Annotated in this window: 13 protein-coding genes; 10 read left to right on the top strand and 3 right to left on the bottom strand. The window is 48.2% G+C overall.

What is annotated here, in order from left to right:
- The first annotated feature begins 176 nt into the window (after positions 1 to 176).
- The 8 genes from gndA to K2Y22_15590 all read left to right on the top strand — a co-directional run bounded on the left by gndA (position 177) and on the right by K2Y22_15590 (position 11,750).
- A complete protein-coding gene (gndA, locus tag K2Y22_15625; GenBank protein ID MBX9879887.1) occupies positions 177 to 1,634 on the top strand; it encodes an NADP-dependent phosphogluconate dehydrogenase in 1,458 nt (485 codons plus the stop codon).
- 9 nt (positions 1,635 to 1,643) lie between these two features.
- On the top strand, positions 1,644 to 3,221 hold the full coding sequence (zwf, locus tag K2Y22_15620) for a glucose-6-phosphate dehydrogenase (GenBank protein MBX9879886.1): 1,578 nt from the start codon (positions 1,644 to 1,646) through the stop codon (positions 3,219 to 3,221).
- Positions 3,218 to 4,360 carry a glucose-6-phosphate dehydrogenase assembly protein OpcA gene (locus tag K2Y22_15615; protein ID MBX9879885.1) on the top strand — a complete coding sequence of 381 codons (1,143 nt, stop codon included), beginning with the start codon at positions 3,218 to 3,220 and terminating at the stop codon, positions 4,358 to 4,360. Before zwf ends, K2Y22_15615 begins: the two co-directional genes overlap by 4 nt.
- A 12-nt stretch (positions 4,361 to 4,372) precedes the next feature.
- A complete protein-coding gene (gene pgl, locus K2Y22_15610) occupies positions 4,373 to 5,125 on the top strand; it encodes a 6-phosphogluconolactonase (protein ID MBX9879884.1) in 753 nt (250 codons plus the stop codon).
- A 71-nt stretch (positions 5,126 to 5,196) separates the two neighbouring features.
- Positions 5,197 to 5,532, top strand: coding sequence for an Hpt domain-containing protein (locus tag K2Y22_15605; protein MBX9879883.1), 336 nt, complete (start codon positions 5,197 to 5,199; stop codon positions 5,530 to 5,532).
- A 35-nt stretch (positions 5,533 to 5,567) separates the two neighbouring features.
- Complete coding sequence (locus K2Y22_15600) at positions 5,568 to 7,994, top strand: penicillin acylase family protein (GenBank protein ID MBX9879882.1); 2,427 nt, start codon at positions 5,568 to 5,570, stop codon at positions 7,992 to 7,994.
- Positions 7,995 to 8,005: 11 nt separating this feature from the next.
- Positions 8,006 to 9,595: a phosphoglycerate dehydrogenase gene (gene serA / locus K2Y22_15595; protein MBX9879881.1), complete on the top strand. Its 1,590-nt coding sequence runs from the start codon at positions 8,006 to 8,008 to the stop codon at positions 9,593 to 9,595.
- Between the two features lie 4 nt (positions 9,596 to 9,599).
- Complete coding sequence (locus K2Y22_15590; GenBank protein ID MBX9879880.1) at positions 9,600 to 11,750, top strand: DUF3160 domain-containing protein; 2,151 nt, start codon at positions 9,600 to 9,602, stop codon at positions 11,748 to 11,750.
- A gap of 45 nt (positions 11,751 to 11,795) precedes the next feature.
- On the opposite strand, the gene K2Y22_15585 is transcribed toward K2Y22_15590, so the two are convergent.
- Complete coding sequence (locus tag K2Y22_15585) at positions 11,796 to 12,635, bottom strand: tetratricopeptide repeat protein (GenBank protein MBX9879879.1); 840 nt, start codon at positions 12,633 to 12,635, stop codon at positions 11,796 to 11,798.
- 11 nt (positions 12,636 to 12,646) lie between these two features.
- Positions 12,647 to 14,065, bottom strand: a complete 1,419-nt coding sequence (locus K2Y22_15580) for a SpoIID/LytB domain-containing protein (protein MBX9879878.1) — start codon at positions 14,063 to 14,065, stop codon at positions 12,647 to 12,649.
- 87 nt (positions 14,066 to 14,152) lie between these two features.
- On the opposite strand from K2Y22_15580, the gene K2Y22_15575 reads away from it, so the two are divergent.
- A complete protein-coding gene (locus K2Y22_15575) occupies positions 14,153 to 14,851 on the top strand; it encodes a response regulator transcription factor (GenBank protein ID MBX9879877.1) in 699 nt (232 codons plus the stop codon).
- 223 nt (positions 14,852 to 15,074) lie between these two features.
- Positions 15,075 to 16,190 carry a hypothetical protein gene (locus K2Y22_15570; protein ID MBX9879876.1) on the top strand — a complete coding sequence of 372 codons (1,116 nt, stop codon included), beginning with the start codon at positions 15,075 to 15,077 and terminating at the stop codon, positions 16,188 to 16,190.
- Between the two features lie 91 nt (positions 16,191 to 16,281).
- On the opposite strand, the gene K2Y22_15565 is transcribed toward K2Y22_15570, so the two are convergent.
- Positions 16,282 to 17,127 (bottom strand): hypothetical protein, encoded by an 846-nt coding sequence (locus tag K2Y22_15565; protein ID MBX9879875.1) that lies wholly within the window; start codon positions 17,125 to 17,127, stop codon positions 16,282 to 16,284.
- Positions 17,128 to 17,310 lie beyond the last annotated feature (183 nt).

Below are 17,310 nucleotides of genomic sequence, written 5' to 3'. Positions count from 1 at the left end.
TCAGTCAAATCTGAATCTAAAAAGGATACCTCGTCCAACAGCCATTTTTTAGTTTCCAAGCTGGCTTTGAGGGATAAGGTATGGTTAAGGTTTGCAACACCTATGGCGCAAGGGCGTAGTGAGCCCGATTTTGCCGTACATAATGACTTTAATAGATATTATCGGGGGTTATTGATATGGCTTCTACTCCGGGCTCGGCTCAAGTTGGACTTATCGGTTTGGGTGTCATGGGGGAAAACTTAGCGCTCAACATAGAGCGCAATGGATATACGATAGCCGTATTCAATCGCCATACCGATAAAGTAGACGCCTTTACCAATGGCGCCGCCAAAGGCAAAAACGTTATTGGCTGCCATGACGAAAAGTCATTCTGCGAAGCTTTGCAGCGCCCCCGCAAAATAATTCTGCTAGTTAAAGCCGGTCAACCAGTTGATGACACCGTCGCAAAGTTGAAGCCATATCTTCAAGAAGGCGACATCATTATCGACGGCGGCAACTCGCACTTCAATGACACAAGAAAACGCGAAGCCGCTTTGAAAAAAGAAGGCATCAACTTCATCGGCTCCGGTGTATCCGGTGGTGAAGAAGGCGCGCTTTGGGGACCGTCACTAATGCCTGGCGGCGACAAAAAAGCGTATGACGCAATTGCACCAATTTGGGAAAAGGTTGCAGCCAAAGTTAACGGCGAACCATGCGTCACTTATCTTGGACCAGACGGTGCCGGTCACTTTGTGAAGATGGTGCACAACGGCATTGAATACGGCGACATGCAAATGTTAGCCGAGTGCTACGACATCATGCGTCGCGGACTTGGTCTCGACATGAGCAAGACTGCTGACATTTTCGACAAATGGAATCAAGGAGTATTGAATTCGTTTCTTGTCGAGATAACCGCAAAAGTTCTCACAGTTATCGATGATGAAACCAAAAAGCCATTGGTAGATTTGATATTGGATAAAGCCGGACAAAAAGGCACCGGCAAGTGGACAACCGAAGCAGCGTCCGAATTAGGCGTGCCAATTCCAACAATTGACGCAGCTTGGGCGGCAAGACTCATGTCCGGTTTGAAAGAAGAGCGTGTAAAAGCATCGCGCGTTTTGATGGGACCGAAGCCCGGTAAGTCAGACGTCAATCAAGAGCAATTCCTCAAAGCACTAGAGTCTGCTTTCTATTGCGGACGCATCTGCTCGTATGCACAAGGCATGGCAATTATTGCTGCCGGTTCCAAAGAATATAACTGGGGAACCAACATGGCTGAAGTGGCAAAAATCTGGCGTGGCGGTTGCATCATCCGTTCCAAAACTTTGGAATCAATTATGCAAGCTTTCTCGGCAGATCCTAATTTGTCCAATCTGATGATGTACGAGTCAATGGCAAAAGTCTTGTCGGATTCACAAGACGCATGGCGTCAAGTTGTGACATTTGCGCAAAGCCAAGGTATTCCTGTACCCGCATTGTCTGCAAGCTTGGCATATTACGACAGCTACCGCAGCGAGCGTCTGCCACAAAATCTCACGCAAGCGCAGCGCGATTTCTTCGGAGCCCACACTTACGAGCGTATGGACAAACCACAAGCTGGTGCAATTCATACCGAGTGGGAAAAGTTAGCTAAAGTCAAAACCGAGAGCAAATAGAGGATAGTGATGCCTGCACAAGAAACGACCTTAGCCAACCCTCTGATGGATGGGCTTCCGAAGGAAAGACTTGCTGAACCGTTTGCGATGGTTGTTCTCGGTGCGCACGGTGATTTGACGAAGCGTAAGTTGATACCAGCGATATATGCGTTGTTCTGTGATGGACTACTCCCACAGGACTTCTGCATCGTTGGAATGTCGAGAACGAAAATCTCGGATGATGAATTTCGTGAGTCGATGAGAGACTCACTCATCAAGTTTGCGCCGGAGCTAACCTTCACGAAAGAAAACTGGGATAGATTCGCTTCTAAGATCTACTACATGCCCGGCAATTTCTCTGTGGAAAATGGCTTCGCTGACTTAGCGAAGTTTCTCGATGATTTGGCGCAACGTCATGGTACTGAGGGACGCAACATATTCTATATGTCCACTCCTCCAAGCTTGTACCAAGACATCGTGTTGCGTATTGCAGAAGTCGGCTTGAATAAGAGCAAGAAATGGAAGAAGCAATACTGGCCGCGTGTTGTTGTGGAAAAACCATTTGGGCATGATTTAAAGTCTGCAGTGGCACTCGACTCACAACTGCACAAGCATTTTGATGAAAAGCAAATTTACCGTATTGACCACTATCTCGGCAAAGAGACAGTGCAAAACATTATGGTCTTGCGTTTTGCCAATGCAATATTCGAGCCAATTTGGAATCGCAACAACATTGAACAAATCCAAATAACCAATGCCGAGACACTGGGTGTTGAAGGTCGTGGAGGTTACTACGAAGAAGCGGGTGCGATGCGTGACATGGTGCAAAACCACATGCTGGCGCTATTGAGCCTCGTCGCAATGGAGCCACCAATTTCGCTTGATGCTGATGAAGTGCGCACGGAAAAATCCAAAGTGCTCAAGTGCTTGCGTCCAATAGACATCGCGCATCTTGCTGATTACGTTGTCCGTGGACAATACGGTCCCGGTTACGTAATGGGAGAAAAAGTTGTCGGCTACAGAGAAGAGCCAAGTGTCTCTCCGCAATCGAATACTGAAACATTCATCGCCTTAAAATTATTCATCGATAACTGGCGTTGGGCTGGTGTTCCTTTCTACATTCGTTCCGGCAAACGCTTGATGAAGTCAGCAACAGAAATTGCAATTCACTTCAAGCAAGTGCCGCATAGACTCTTCACCATGATGGCTGGAGATGTGAGCAAAGGCATCATGAATCAAATCGGTGCCAACGTGCTCGTCTTGCGCATCCAACCGGATGAAGGAATTTCGTTGAAGTTTGCCACCAAACAACCTGGAGCAACAACTCAACTGAGATTCCTATCAATGGACTTTTCATACGGTACATCGTTCGGCGTCAGAAGCCCCAGTGCATACGAAAGACTTATTCTCGACTGCGTTGCCGGCGATGGATCACTTTTCGCCCGTACGGATGCTGTGGAGGCAACATGGGAATTACTTACACCGGTTCTTGAAGCCTGGCAAAAGCCCGGCGCTCCACCGTGCTTCATTTATCCAGCTGGCTCCTGGGGACCTGAAGAAAGTGACAAGTTGCTCGCCTCCGACCATCGCACTTGGAGACGTATATGAAACCTCGTGTAGAAGAATTTCTATCCGGCAAGGTGAAGGCAGTTGACGTGGCCCATCTTGAAAGCGAATTGCGTTCTCTTTGGTCGCAAGCCGAGCGGACCGAAGGTAATGGTGACACGCAGTCTAATATTCTACGTGCTTGCGCCATGAATCTCGTGCTTTTCAGCACCGACGAAGACGCGGAATTCGCCGCCGGCAACTTGCTCGACGAAGTCATAGTGAGCCATCCTTGCCGCGCACTCCTCGCCATTCAACGTGATCGCGATGTGCAAAATTTGGAAGCCTGGGTATCGGCGCGTTGCCATGCGGCAAGCAAGTCCGGCATGAAACAAATTTGCTGCGAGCAAATAACCGTCCGCTACGAAGGACGCGATCCAAACGTATTGCCGAGCTCCGTTTCCCCATTGCTTGTCGCCGACCTGCCTGTTTTTCTTTGGTGGCGCACGCCTGAAATTAACAGCACTGCCCTTACCCCATTTCTAAAGTCCATTGATCGCCTCGTTGTTGATTCGCGTAGAACAACATCAGTCAGTAATTACTTACAAGAGCTTCTTGAAATAGTCCGAGGCGCTCGTGACGTCATCACGGTTAGCGATCTCAATTGGCGCAGACTCTTGCCATGGCGCCGCGCCGTTGCTGAAATTTTCACGGTCGGCTCGTTTGGTTTTGAACCAAGTGATGTCGAAAAGATAAAGCGTGTGGAAGTAGAATTTCAGCCACGTAAAGACGGCTGCCTTTCTGCACAGATTCTTTTATATATTGGCTGGCTTGCCGGTAGACTTGGTTGGAATGTCGTCGGCGAAAAGGCGGACAACTCCAACTGGAAATTCAAAGCAAATGGTTGCGAAATATCCGTAACTGCTGTCGATCACGCGGAAATGCCGCCCGGCGCACTTAACAAAGTCAAGTTGACATTATCCGGCGATCGGACAATCACGATAATAGCCAAGCCAAAGGAAGAGTTGGTTTCGGTTGTTATAGATTTCGATTCAAAGACAAAATCTTTTGAGCTATTAACCCCATCAGCCGGCTTTCGCGAATCCGACTTAATGGGAAGAGAGCTGGAAACCCTGGCAGAAGATGATATATTCTTCCAAGCGCTCGAGTTTGCGTCTCTTGCGTCATGCACATTTAAATGAAATGGTGGCGAATTGAAAGAAATTACGATAGCTAACAGCGACTTGTTCATTTTCCCCGACCGCGATGACTTGAGCATCGGCGCAGCTGATGAAATAGCGACGCTGGCGCAGGAAGCGGTCAAGGCAACCGGCCGTTTCACAATATCTTTATGCGGTGGTTCAACTCCCAGAGAGTTGTACACCCTTTTGGCAAGTGAACCGTGGGTAAAGCAAATGCCCTGGGGCAAAACGCATATATTCTTCGGTGACGAAAGATGCGTAAGCCAGACAGATGCACAGTCTAATTTCAAAATGATCAATGACGCATTGCTTTCGAAAGTTCCTATCCCTAAAAGCAATATCCACGCTCCAATGGGACAGGAAAGCAATCCGGAAGCCGCCGCTCAAGAATATCAACAACAATTGACGGCATTCTTTGGACATACTATGCCGGTTTTTGATCTCGTCTTGCTTGGACTTGGACCGGAAGGTCACACAGCATCGATATTTCCCAATAGCCCGGCAATTGCAGAAAAGCATAAGCACGTCATGGCTTATCGCGTCGATGACGCGCACGGCTGGCGAATTACCATGACTTTGCCTGTCATCAATGCTGCCAAACATATTTTGTTTTTAGTAGCCGGCAGCGAAAAGCAAGAAATAGTCGGACAGATATTTTCTAAAACTCAAAATGGACATGAAATACCCGCAAGGCTCGTATCTCCTACATCGGGCACATTGATGTGGTACCTAGACGAAACAGCAGCGCAACAAGTCCAAGCTTGAGGTGATGTCAACAGCATTGTTTTCATGAGGAGACCGGGAGACCGAGGAAAAGCTCAGAATAGGAGAGAAAAGTGACAGACTTTGAGCATTTGAAGGCGTTTTGCGGTCCAAAGGAATTACAGGAACTCTACAAAACATTTGCAGAAGAATCAGATATGTTGCTTATCGAGTTAAGCAAAGCTGTTTCATCTCAAGATCAAGATTCTGCCAAAAGGCTTGCGCATCAATTGAAGGGGCTTGCCTCCACTCTCAATGCGGAAGATATGCGCGTGTTGGCGGCCGACCTAGAAATACATGTTAAAGAGTCCACTTGGTCGCCGACTATTAGCCTTAACGAAAAGCTGGCCCAAACAGTAATTCAAGTGAAGAATGATCTAAAGAAAACTGCCTTTCCTGATAAACTTTAATCCTGGAGTTATCTTCAGACCTCAGGAGAGTCACAGTGCGGAGAGCAGCTTCCCTTCTTGTCCTTGCGCTTCTTTTACTATTACCCGTAGGTCTCTGGTGGTTGCTAGCCAGACCGTTGCCCGCATTAGATGGCGTGGTTGTGCTCAATCAACTGAAGAGCTCGGTGATTGTGCAATACGACGGACGCGGCGTTCCTTTTATAGAAAGTCCTTCTGAAGAAGACGCATACTTAGCGCAGGGATATCTGCAAGCGCGCGATCGTTTATTCCAGATGGATATGTCGAGACGCACAGCTCTTGGTGAGTTGTCGGAAGTTTTCGGTCCGGCTTGTCTAGCTTCCGACAAGTTAGTTCGCACCGTAGGCTTTGGTCGTTTAGCTCGAGCTGAGTTGAGAAAAGTTAGTCCCGGTGCGCTTGTCGGTTTGAAAGCATTTAGTCGTGGCATCAACGCATATATATCTGAAAACAGCGGAAAGCTGCCGATGGAATTTGCCTTGCTAGGCTACAAGCCAAGAGAATGGCAGCCGGAAGACACAATTGCCATCCTCAAATATGCAAGTTACCAATCAGATGACTCATGGCAACTTGATGAATTGAGACAGCGAGTTGTTGACAAGGCTAACGACAAAGTTGCCGGACAGCTCTTTGCCGGATACGACGGTAAGGCAATCAACTTCGGACAAAGCGCTCAGGCACAAGCGGCTGACACAAGCAAAATTAGTTGCGCATTGAAAGAAGTAAGAAAAGTTCTGCAAATGCCAAGACCAACATACGGGTCGACTGCATTTGCCATTGCCGGCAGCCGTGCTGATCACGGGACATGTCTTTTAGCTGCGGACAAACATACTGCGTTGACAGTGCCATGCGAGTGGTGGCTTTGCACGATGAGTGCTCCTGGAGTGAAAGTTGCCGGTGCCGCAATGCCGGGGGTGCCTGGCATTATTTGCGGACGCAATGAAAACATTGCCTGGTCATCGGCTAGTTTGAAAGCTGATGTGCAGGATTTGTTTATAGAAGAATTCAGCAAACAGTTTGCCAATCAATATAGAGTTTCATCCGGCTGGCAAACAGCTGAGGAAATTGTGGAAAAGATTCCGGTGAAATTCAGCAGCCCTTACACGCATAAAGTATTGATGACACAACATGGACCAGTACTTTCTAAAACAGACAACATGGCTATTGTTCTTTCCTGGACTGGATTCAATTCTGATGCTTCCTCAGTCGACAATATTTGGAAATTGAATCGCGCATCCAGTTGGGCGACATTCCTTCAGGCGTTGGATAAGTTTCCCGGACCGCCGCAAGTATTTGTCTATTGCGATCGTAAAAATGATCTCGCTTACCACGCAGCAGGAGACATACCGGTGCGTACTGGCGGCGGACAAGGTGCGGCAATTACACCAGGTTGGCAATCAACTGGTCAGTGGATAGGCAAAGTCCAATTCAATGATATGCCGTGGGTCTACAATCCATCGACAGGTTATGTCGTTGCTGCCAATCAAAAGATGCTTGCCAGTCGCGCAGTGCTTTTAGGCAACCAGTCGTTGCCGCCCTATCGTGCTAATCGCGTTGACGCACTTCTAAATTACTATCAAAAGCTCGCGCGCAAAATTGGTCTGCCTGATATGAATCAAATGCAAGCTGACGCTGATGCGCCGCTTGCTCAACTGGTAAGACAGCGTGTGGCTGAAGCCTATGACGAAACAAAAGTAATTGATCAGTACGCTGTTAAGGCTCTCGATGTTATGAGCAGCTGGGATGGGCAGTTGAACCAATCAAGTTCAGCCGCTGCTATTTACGAGTCATTCCTTTATACGACAGCTAAGCGTCTCATTGAGCCTAAGCTGGGAGCAAAGCTTACGGTTGAATATTTGAATCGTTGGCCGCTCTGGATAGGATTTGTTGAGCGGTTCTTGAAAGACAAAGACTCTTTGTACTTGCCTCCGGATGAGCGCACTTTCAATACTTTCTTGGTTACAACTTTCTCGCAGTCGTTAACTGATTTGAGATTGGCGCTGCGCACTGATGACCCGACTAAGTTTCACTGGCAGGATGTGCATAAACTCAAGTTTGAGCCGGTACTAGGAAAAGGAATGCAATTCATGGCTCCTGCACTAGACTTCGCATTCAGCGCTGGAATTCCGGGAGTAGCAGGCGACAGTAATTCACTCAATTCTTTTGATGTTGAACTTGCCTCAACGAAAAACAATTTTGATACTCGCTTTAATTCCTCTACCGGCCCGACGATGCGCATGCTCATTGATATGTCCGACAATGATAAGTTCTATCAGTCCATTAGTTTGGGGCAATCAGGACAAATGTGTTCTGCCAACATGCGCGATCAGCTAAACCCTTGGTTGCGAGTGGACCCACTTCCGGTTGCTTTCTCTTCTGCGCAGGCTGAGAAGCAGGGGCAGCACAAGATTATTCTGGTAAATCACTTAGAGCCGGTGCAACACTGAAAGGTGACATCATGCCCAAGGTTTTAATTGCGGACGAAATTAGCAAAGAAGGAATCGAAATCCTCAAAACAGATCTTGAGGTCAATTACCAGCCGGACATCAGTGCTGAGGAATTGATCAAGTCGATTCACGATTACGATGCCTTGCTTGTGCGCAGCCGCACTAAAGTAACTAAGGATGTTTTTCAGAAAGGCAAGAATTTAAAAGTAGTTGGCCGCGCAGGCGTCGGTGTCGATAACATTGATCTCGAATCAGCGACTGAAGCCGGCGTGCTTGTAATTAACTCTCCGGAAGGCAATACGGCAAGTGCTGCAGAGCACACGCTGGCGATTATGCTTTCACTGGCAAGACAAATTCCTTCGGCTGATTCATCTGTTAAGTCAGGCAAGTGGGAACGCAGCAGTTTCATGGGCTCGGAGTTGTTCAATAAGACTCTGGGGCTAATTGGTCTTGGTAAAGTTGGTGGCAGGGTTGCGCAGTACGCGCTTTCACTCGGTATGAAAGTGCTTGTGCATGACCCTCTTATAAGTCCTGAAAAAGCTGAAGAACTTCATTTGCATAAAGCAACTCTGGATGAAATCTGGAGTAAAGCTGACTTCATCACGATTCATACGCCTAAAACAAGAGAAACGACTAATTTGATCAACAAAGAAGTCATCTCTAAGTTGAAACCAGGCGTGAAGATCGTCAACACATCCCGTGGCGGCATTATCGATGAAGCTGCTTTAGCTGAAGCAATAAAGTCAGGGCATGTTTCCGGTGCTGCGTTGGATGTTTATGATCAAGAACCACCGGGTGCTGATTTCCAATTGACGAAATTAGGCAATCAGGTTGTATTAACCCCGCATCTCGGCGCATCAACTGTTGAAGCACAGCACAATGTGGCAATTGATTTAGCAGAGCAATTGCGTGACTATCTTTTGACAGGTATGGCTAGAAGTCCTGTTAACTTACCGTTTATGCGTCCTGAACTTCTCAAAGGCCTTGGACGTTTTCTCTGGTTGGCAGAAGCCATGGGAGCAATTGCAGCTCAGCTTAATCGCGGCACAATTTCTAAAATTGAAATTGCTGTTGCCGGTAGCCTGGCTACTCGCGATACGCAGCCATTAACAGTAGCAGCGCTCAAAGGGGTGTTTACTCATCAAGTTGAAGGTGTTACTTATGTCAACGCTCAATTGATAGCCAAGAATCACGGCATTCAAGTTGCAGTATCGATGCACGAAGCACGTCAATTTCCTGATGAGTTGACTGTCATTGTCTCTTCGAATGGCAATAAGTCCACTGTCACCGGCACAGTGATGGCTCATGGTGAACCAGTAATCACAGCAATCAACGATTATCCAATTAGTTTGACGCCGGCTCGCTATATGTTATTTACGAGCCACCGAGATCAGCCAGGTATGGTTGCCAAAGTCGCCGGTATCCTGGGCGAAAACTCAATCAACATAAGCACAATGGCTGTTGCCAGACGCGGTGTCAGAGATGAGGCGGTAATGGTAATGACATTGGACGATCCTCTGGATAGCCCATTGATCAACAAATTTACCGCGGTGACAGGCATCAACAAAGCTTGTTTTGTTTCCCTGCATCACTTGAAGTAAGACGATGAGAGCCCAGGCAACAGCAGCAATTCTTTCGTTGTCACTTCTGCTTCAGTGTGCAGTTCCGTCCGTAGCCAATCCGTTTGAACAGTCCCAACAAGGGTTGACCCTGCCTTCGATTGATTACAGGAAGAAAGAAGCAGTTGCTGCTGACCTGTTTCCAACTTCCAACATCGTTGTCTCGAGCCCACCATCTATACCGCTCAATGGCTTGAAATTAGCTGGACTACCGCCAAATGCGCTTAATGACTTGGGCTTCAACTATTTTGTTGTGACGACCACAGATTACCCTGATATGACCCAGCTCTATCGGGAAAATAAGCTGCGTGGAAAAGGCAATCTGGTAACAGTTGATTCAATTCTGCATCCGTACATAGCCTTTCGCAATCGCATCATAGCTGACGCTATTGAAAGTCATATAAATGCCGATCTCAGCCTTCTTTTGCGTTCTATGCTTGAGGTGTCTCTGGCTGATTTGCGCGATTGCGAGGACATTGATGTGCGCACAGACATTGAGCACAACATTGCCTATATCGTTGTGGCATTGCGTTTGATAGATCCGCAATATCAAACCATTTTGACTCCCGGCATATCTGCTCTCGTTGATGCCGATTTGAAAAACATTGCTTCCGGCAAAAGAGCGCGTTCGGCAATTCTTGAGCGCAATCAAAACTTTGCTTCTTTCAATCCTTTGGGTTGGTATGCGAGTTCGCCGAAATTGACCGGCTTCTACCAAGCTTTTACCTGGCTGACAGTAATGAATATGCCGTTAGCTGATGTCACTATTGATGACAATGGTTCGGCAACTAATCAATTTAGACAGTCTGTATTACTTTTTCGTAGTTTGGATCTAGCAAAATGCAATGGACAACCGGCATTTACGCTCTGGTCGAAAATAAATGCTGCGTTGGCTTCCGTCGGTGTTGTAGCGCTTGTGCAGACAGAGCAAATACTATCGCCCGTTGAATACAAAACTGTTTTTGCGTCGTTACCGGCGGACTTGAGTGTAACGCTTAAGGGGTTGGCTGAGCCTTTCTTCCGAACTAAGTTGATGCTCACCATTCGAAATCGCAAGCCGATGAATTTGTCTACGACGTCAATTTTCGATTTGCAAGACAATCGCTCATCTGGTGTCAACGGCGCCGTGTTTCAGCTCTTGCCGCCAATGAATCAACCGGAAATACGCTGGATGAGGAGTATTCTTAGATACTACCCGTCCGAACCAAGTCAAGCTCATTCAATTTGGCCTTTGGGTTTGTTTGTCTTGCACGCTCGTGGCGCTGCTCAAGCGGACAATATTTTGGCGAATTATTCGTGGAAGCTTGATCCGGTAATAAATAAGTTATTGCCTGACTTAGACCAGATGACAGGCAGACGTGAACTTGCGAGTGCGCCAACAGACAACAAACTCTGGCGATTGCTGTCTGATTATTTCCAACCTCTGCCTGAAGGTACGCAATCAGCGCTTCGAACCGAACAATGGCTGAATCGTAAATTGGAAGGCGCACTTACTGCCTGGCTAAGTGCCAATACAGCAATTGCGCCCAAGGTTTTCGTCAAGAAACCAACCCCCGCTGTGCCTCCACCACCGGCTCCCGGTACCGATGCCGCTACGCAAGGAGCCACCAGAGCCTTCGATAACTATCTCGAGCCTTCTACTGAATCGTACAGACGCATTGTAGAAGACGCGCAACAATTGCTTGCCTCGCTAAATCAATTTGGATATTTCCCGGAGAAGCAACGGCTACGTTTAGCTGACTTTGCGCGCCTTGCCGATCGCATGCGCAAAATATCCGAATATGAAGTTCGCGGAACACCACTACCATTTGCGGACATGCAATTACTCGCCAACATCGACATGGTGCTTGACCAAGTTGCCCAACCTCCGGCCGCCGTTCTACCAGTTGCCCACGCCGAGACAAAAAGCGGACAACAAGTCGGCATAAACCTGTGCCTTGGCCGCCCTGCACTCGTCTATATGATCTTCCAGCAAACGAGCAAAATCCGCCTCCTCCGCGGCGGCGTCTACACCTACTACGAAGAACCCGGCGCACCCATGTCGTTGGCAACATGGCACGCCCGCCTCAACACCGCCTCGGTTAAGCCTCCCGTCTGGGCCGAGTCATATGACGTTGTGATGTCGGCGAAAAGATAATCGCGCCGCGAAAATGTAGGGGCGCATTGCATGCGCCCGTTTTACCTACTCCGCGTTAATCTGCTTACTCGCAGCTTGTATTTGCGGATCACCCGGTGCAAGTTTCAGCGCCTCGCCAATAGCTTTACGCGCCCCATCTTTATCCTGGTCGTAGAACATTGCCAGCGCCATGCCATAGTGCGCGTTTGCATCGTTAGGATCCATCGTCAACGCCTTCTTAAAGGTGTCGACAGCCTTCTCGTACTGTGCGTTAGCAGCCTGCGCTTGTCCTAATCCCACCCAGCCCGGCTCAAAATCTGGTGCCTGCGCAACGATAGATTCAAAAGCTTCCATCGACTCCCGATCCTTGGACGCGGCCGCCTGCGCAAACTGCGCAGCAAGTTCCGGCGTTATCTTGGCGGTCTGCGTAAATTGCAAATCTGCCAACTCCGAATGCATCCGGCGCGGCTTCCCATTCACCGCTCCCAATCGTACTTCCGGAAACACACGCGAATCACCAGCCGGTATTAACTGCTCTAGAGTGACATTGCCTTTGCCTAAGTCACTGCCGTCGGCGGCGGAAATGTCGTATGAGATAACCACGTTGTTAATCGGAAACGGATTGAGATTATTGATCTCAATGTCAGCAAAAGCATTGCCGTCTTTATCTTTCGGTTTCATGATGCTCACGGAAACATTTTGCATTGCCGAGGATTTATCCAGATTGATAAACCACATAACTCCTAAGTAAAGACAATAGATAGCCAAACAACCAACCAAGCCTGTCACAATTTTGATCGGCCATTGTGATCCCGAACTAGACTGGGCTGTCTTCGTATAAAAATCGGTATGAATGTGCACTTCTTCTGGTGCTTTGTCCTTGTCTTCAAATTCAGAGTCTTGCATGTTCTCCCCTTCTATTCGGCCATCTCAATTGTAAGTCCGTCGTCATTTGGACTCGGTGTCTCATCCGAGACAACTGGTTTTTTCGTTTTACTACTAGTTGGCTTGCCCTTGCCTGCGCCACCAGGTCTGGCAAATAACGGACCTTCCGGAATTTCTGCAGCTTGTGCAGCCGGCACAACTGTTTTTGGTGCAGGCTTTTTCGCTGTGGGTTGCTGAACCGGCAACGGTGCTGCTTGTCTTGGCGGTGCGGTCGGATAAGTAAGCATAAAACGTCCCGGTCGGTTGATTGATTCAAGTCTCAAAATGCCGTCGGGATCTTGATAGTACTGTTGTAGGATGAGGAAATAGCTCCAACCAGCCGATGCCAACTTCTGCGCACCGTGTTGGCTCAACCCACGTGAGCCGTTTCCCGGTCCACGATATTCAAAAACCCAATTATCACCTTGTTGATTTACATCAAGAATTCCCGCTGTCGTAAATCCAAGACGTTGCGCGAGTGCAATGCCGCTGACTTCAGTGTTTTTCTTCTGACCTAATATTTGCAAGTGTGTTGCGTTTCCATAAATATCCCACTTCTTAACGGTGACACCGACAATATTCGGCACGCCAACCATTTTTTCCAGCGTTGCTGATGGAACAGAAGTTGAACGCACGTTGAGATTTTCTTCTCTGGTATCACCTACTGTTGCGCGATAAAAGCCGGGCTTTACTCGATTGCTGTCTTTCAGGACTTGTCCAATTGTTCCTAACACAGCCTGTCTAGCCGAGAGCGCTTCTTTTGCCAGACCTTTATAAGCTTGGTCGCGCACGTCAGGCACGACATCAAATCCTTCCGAACGACGCCATTTGCTTCCCGAGCCCATATGGGCAACTGCATAACTACGTGCCGCAACTGCTTGCGCCTTCAAAGCTTCCAAGTGCCAGTTGGCAGGCATCTCTGATGGAACTACGCCAAACAAATAGCTTTCCAGATCAAGAACATTGACGCCGGTGAAGACATTTCCATAGTTGATAATTTCCAGGCTGCCCCGATACCAGCGGTTGGCTGTCCAGAAGTAGTATTCGCCTGCTGTATCAGCTGATGCAATTACTGACCGCTTATCAACCGGCAAGGAAAACGACGGTCCGCCGGACATATCAACAATTTGTCCACCACTTATTAAGTAAGCCTGTCTTGGCTTAAGGGCAAATGCCGGTCTGCCATCAACGAATACTGCACCGGGATTCCAGATGGCAAAGTAAGCACTTGGCACCCGCACCAAAATTCCCACAGCGATTGGATGCGGCATTGGGCGCGGATAAGGTCCAAATGGTACAAATAATCTTGAGGAATCCTGCGTTTTGGGAGCAACTTTTGAAACGGTTTTAGCCGCTGATGCCGGCATGGCAGCTAGCACGACGATCAGAAGATATAAAAACGTCTTGCGCATAGTAATTAAAGTTACCTGGCTTCCCATAACGCCTTTCTTAAGTCGATAATACTATGAAGTCGGTTCCGTGGCGGTACTTGAGAGCGTATGAAAACGATACTTATTGTTGATGACGAGCAGGCAATTGCCAGTTCCATTCAATATGTATTGAGCCAAGAGGGCTTCAATACAATGCTGGCACATGATGGGCGCCAGGCTTTAGATCTTATTGGCAGCTCCAAACCTGACCTAATTATCTTAGACCTGATGATGCCGTCCATGGATGGCTATGAAGTTTGCCGTCGTGTGCGCGCTTTTGATCAAAAGACACCTATCTTGATGCTGACGGCTAGAACTTCTGAAATCGATGCCGTTGTCGGGCTTGAATTAGGAGCCAACGACTACATTGCCAAGCCCGTGCGCTTGCGTGAGCTTGTTGCTCGCGTCAAAGCCAACCTGCGCGATTCGGATTTTGGCAAAGAGGTTGTAAGAGGTGCAAATCGATCTATAAACATGGGCGATCTATTTATAGATTTAGACAGCCGTACTGTTCGGGTCGGCACACGCGAGGTCGAACTCACATATAAGGAATTCGAATTGCTTGTCGCCCTTGCCCGCCAACCCAACAGAGTCTTTACCCGTGACCAGCTTTTTGCTCAAGCTTGGGGTTCGGACTTCCTGGGCGAAAGCCGGACGGTCGATGTCCATATACGTTATTTAAGAGAAAAACTGGAGTCCAACCCTAGTCACCCGAAGCACATTTTGACCGTGCGGGGCGTGGGTTACAGGCTGGTTTGGGACCAATAGAAAGCTGCGACTAATGAAGCATGGGATTTACCCCACTAAAGACAGGCTGCATTAGCAACCTGTTACCCAAGTGCGTAGTTTTCCCAGTGACTGTTGTCCACCTAATATCTACACTTAAACTCTCTGAATTGGACAAATTTGAAAACAGCTTCTGGCTGGTCCGTTGGTAATACAAAAAGGGCGCATACAATGCGCCCCTACAAATAGAAAGTAATTGACATAGATGAAAGTAAAGGCACTATTTGCAGGAATACTCGGATGTATAAACGTCCTATTCCCTTTGGCTTCGCAAGCTGATGAAGCCGTGTCAGACAAAGCAGATTGGTTGAAGAAGAGTCTGGCTTCCGTAGGCGATACGCAGGAAGCTCCAGCAGCTACATTGACCATTGCCGATATTCCGGCGCCGGCTAAGCGCAAGAGAAATTTGCGTGCATTTATGGCAAACCGTCCGTTGCCGAGAAAATCTGATCTGTCTTCTGTTGCCAGACTTGGCGTGGAAGACGAAAGTCTTTCAACGCAAATTCCAGTTGGATTGTCCAGCTCGAAAATGGTTGTCGTTGAAGACAAGACACCAATTGCCGGACAAGTCTCTTTGAATTCACAAGCAATTTCCAATCCGGAAAATTTTGCGCTCAAAGCAATTACAACAACATTCACGCATTTCAACAATCAACGTACGGCCGTTAAAACAGCTAAGAAATTGGCTGGACAGGGCATTGTGCCGGAGCCTCCGAAAGCTGCTGCTCGTCAGAACGCAAATGCTTTGGTCAGCTCATTGCCTAATAGTGTTCTCAATGATGTAGATATCGTCGGCAACAAAACAGATTCTATTTCTTCCAAAGAGCGTCAACTGATCGACAAGCTCACCGAAGAAATGAAATCCGGGGATGTTGATATCACAAGCGACAATGTTGAAACCTACTCTGCCGATTCAGTATCCGAATTGCAAGAGCAAGCTCAGCCTGTAACAACAAGCGCTGGTCCAGCACCATTCCCACTTAACCTCTTGCCGCAACAAGCATTGAAGGGCTTAATTGCCGGCAGCAAGCGCACACCAATTGCCACCAGACCGGTTGGCTTTGGCTCGTGGCACAATCTTGCCCAAGGTGGAGCAAGCACCGCTGCTCGCGCTGCACTTCAACCAGCAGGCTTCGTATCACACATGCGCAACGCCGCAGTTTCGAGAGCCGCCGGTTTCGCCACACGCTACACACACGTACCCGTGTCCGGAACATCCGCTCGCTCACTTGCTGGAACAGTCAAGCAAATCGCTGTCCGTCAAGTTGATAACTTAGCGCGCTACGCACCATACACGCCAGCACGAGTCTACTTGTTCTAGGTCCGTTCTCATCTCGAGCGACCTTCTTTAATTTGTCGACCCTACTTCTCTTGCTGTAGGGGCGCATTGCATGCGCCCTTGTTCTCTTATGTCAGTGCTGCTGCTCTCGTTCGCGCAAAGACATAACCTGTTCCCGCGTCGCCGTCAACGTCTCATTGTCTCGATACGGTATTCCCGACCGCGTCTTCAATCGCTCTTCCTGTTCATCAGTAAGAGGTGCTGCTTTTTGTCTGCGCTCATCCTCTGCACTGATCGTCGCCAGCGTCCCACCATGCTTGCTCCCCACAGCCGTCGTGGCAAACACATTGAATCCGGCTAACCGCAACCCCGCTCGCACCGCAGGAGCCGCGCTGTAAGTCAACAGAGCACCCCTCCGCGCACCGAGCAATTTGTGGTAACGCCTAAACAAATCAACAGTCCAAAGCTCCGGTACTTTGTAAGGAGAAAATCCATCATGGAAGACAAGATCAAAATCTTGTTCTAGAGTCATCGCCGCTTCACGAATATCCTGCTGCTTAACTTTAAGATGAACGCGAATCTTCCCCGCTTCATCAAGCTGAAATTCATACACTCCAAACTCTGATTTGAAGACTTCACTGTTCATAAACTTGCGAAGCTCTGCAAATCTCTTATCCGCTAACACATCGTCCAAGACAGACAGTATCGCCTCATCAATATCCAGCCCAAGGATATTCACATCGCAAGTAATACCCAACTTGCGCAATTCGTCTAAAAGAACAAACGTGTTGTAGCCAAGCCCGAAACAAACATCCATCACCGTGACTGACCCGGTCTTCGCTATCGCCGCTAATCCGGCCGGTTCCACATAATTCTTCAGAGCTTCAGTAAACGCACCTGCCTGATTGTGATAAAGCTCACCTGTCTCATCATTGAAACAAGTAATCGACTCATCACCCGTCACCACGCGTCTATGCAAGTCGTCACCCTCTCCTCTTTGTCAATCTCTTTTTTGTTTTTGTCATTTCGACCGACTGAGCAAAGCGAAGGAGTGGAGAAATCTGCCACAACTTATCGACGCTGCTGCGTTTTGCCTCATTTAAAAAGCTAACCCTGACATCACTGTTGCCTCATGAAAAATATAACCCGTCAGGGTGCAATT

It is taken from the genome of Candidatus Obscuribacterales bacterium (assembly GCA_019744775.1).
In the GTDB taxonomy this organism is placed as follows: domain Bacteria; phylum Cyanobacteriota; class Vampirovibrionia; order Obscuribacterales; family Obscuribacteraceae; genus SBAT01.
This window is presented reverse-complemented; position numbering and strand designations above follow the sequence as displayed.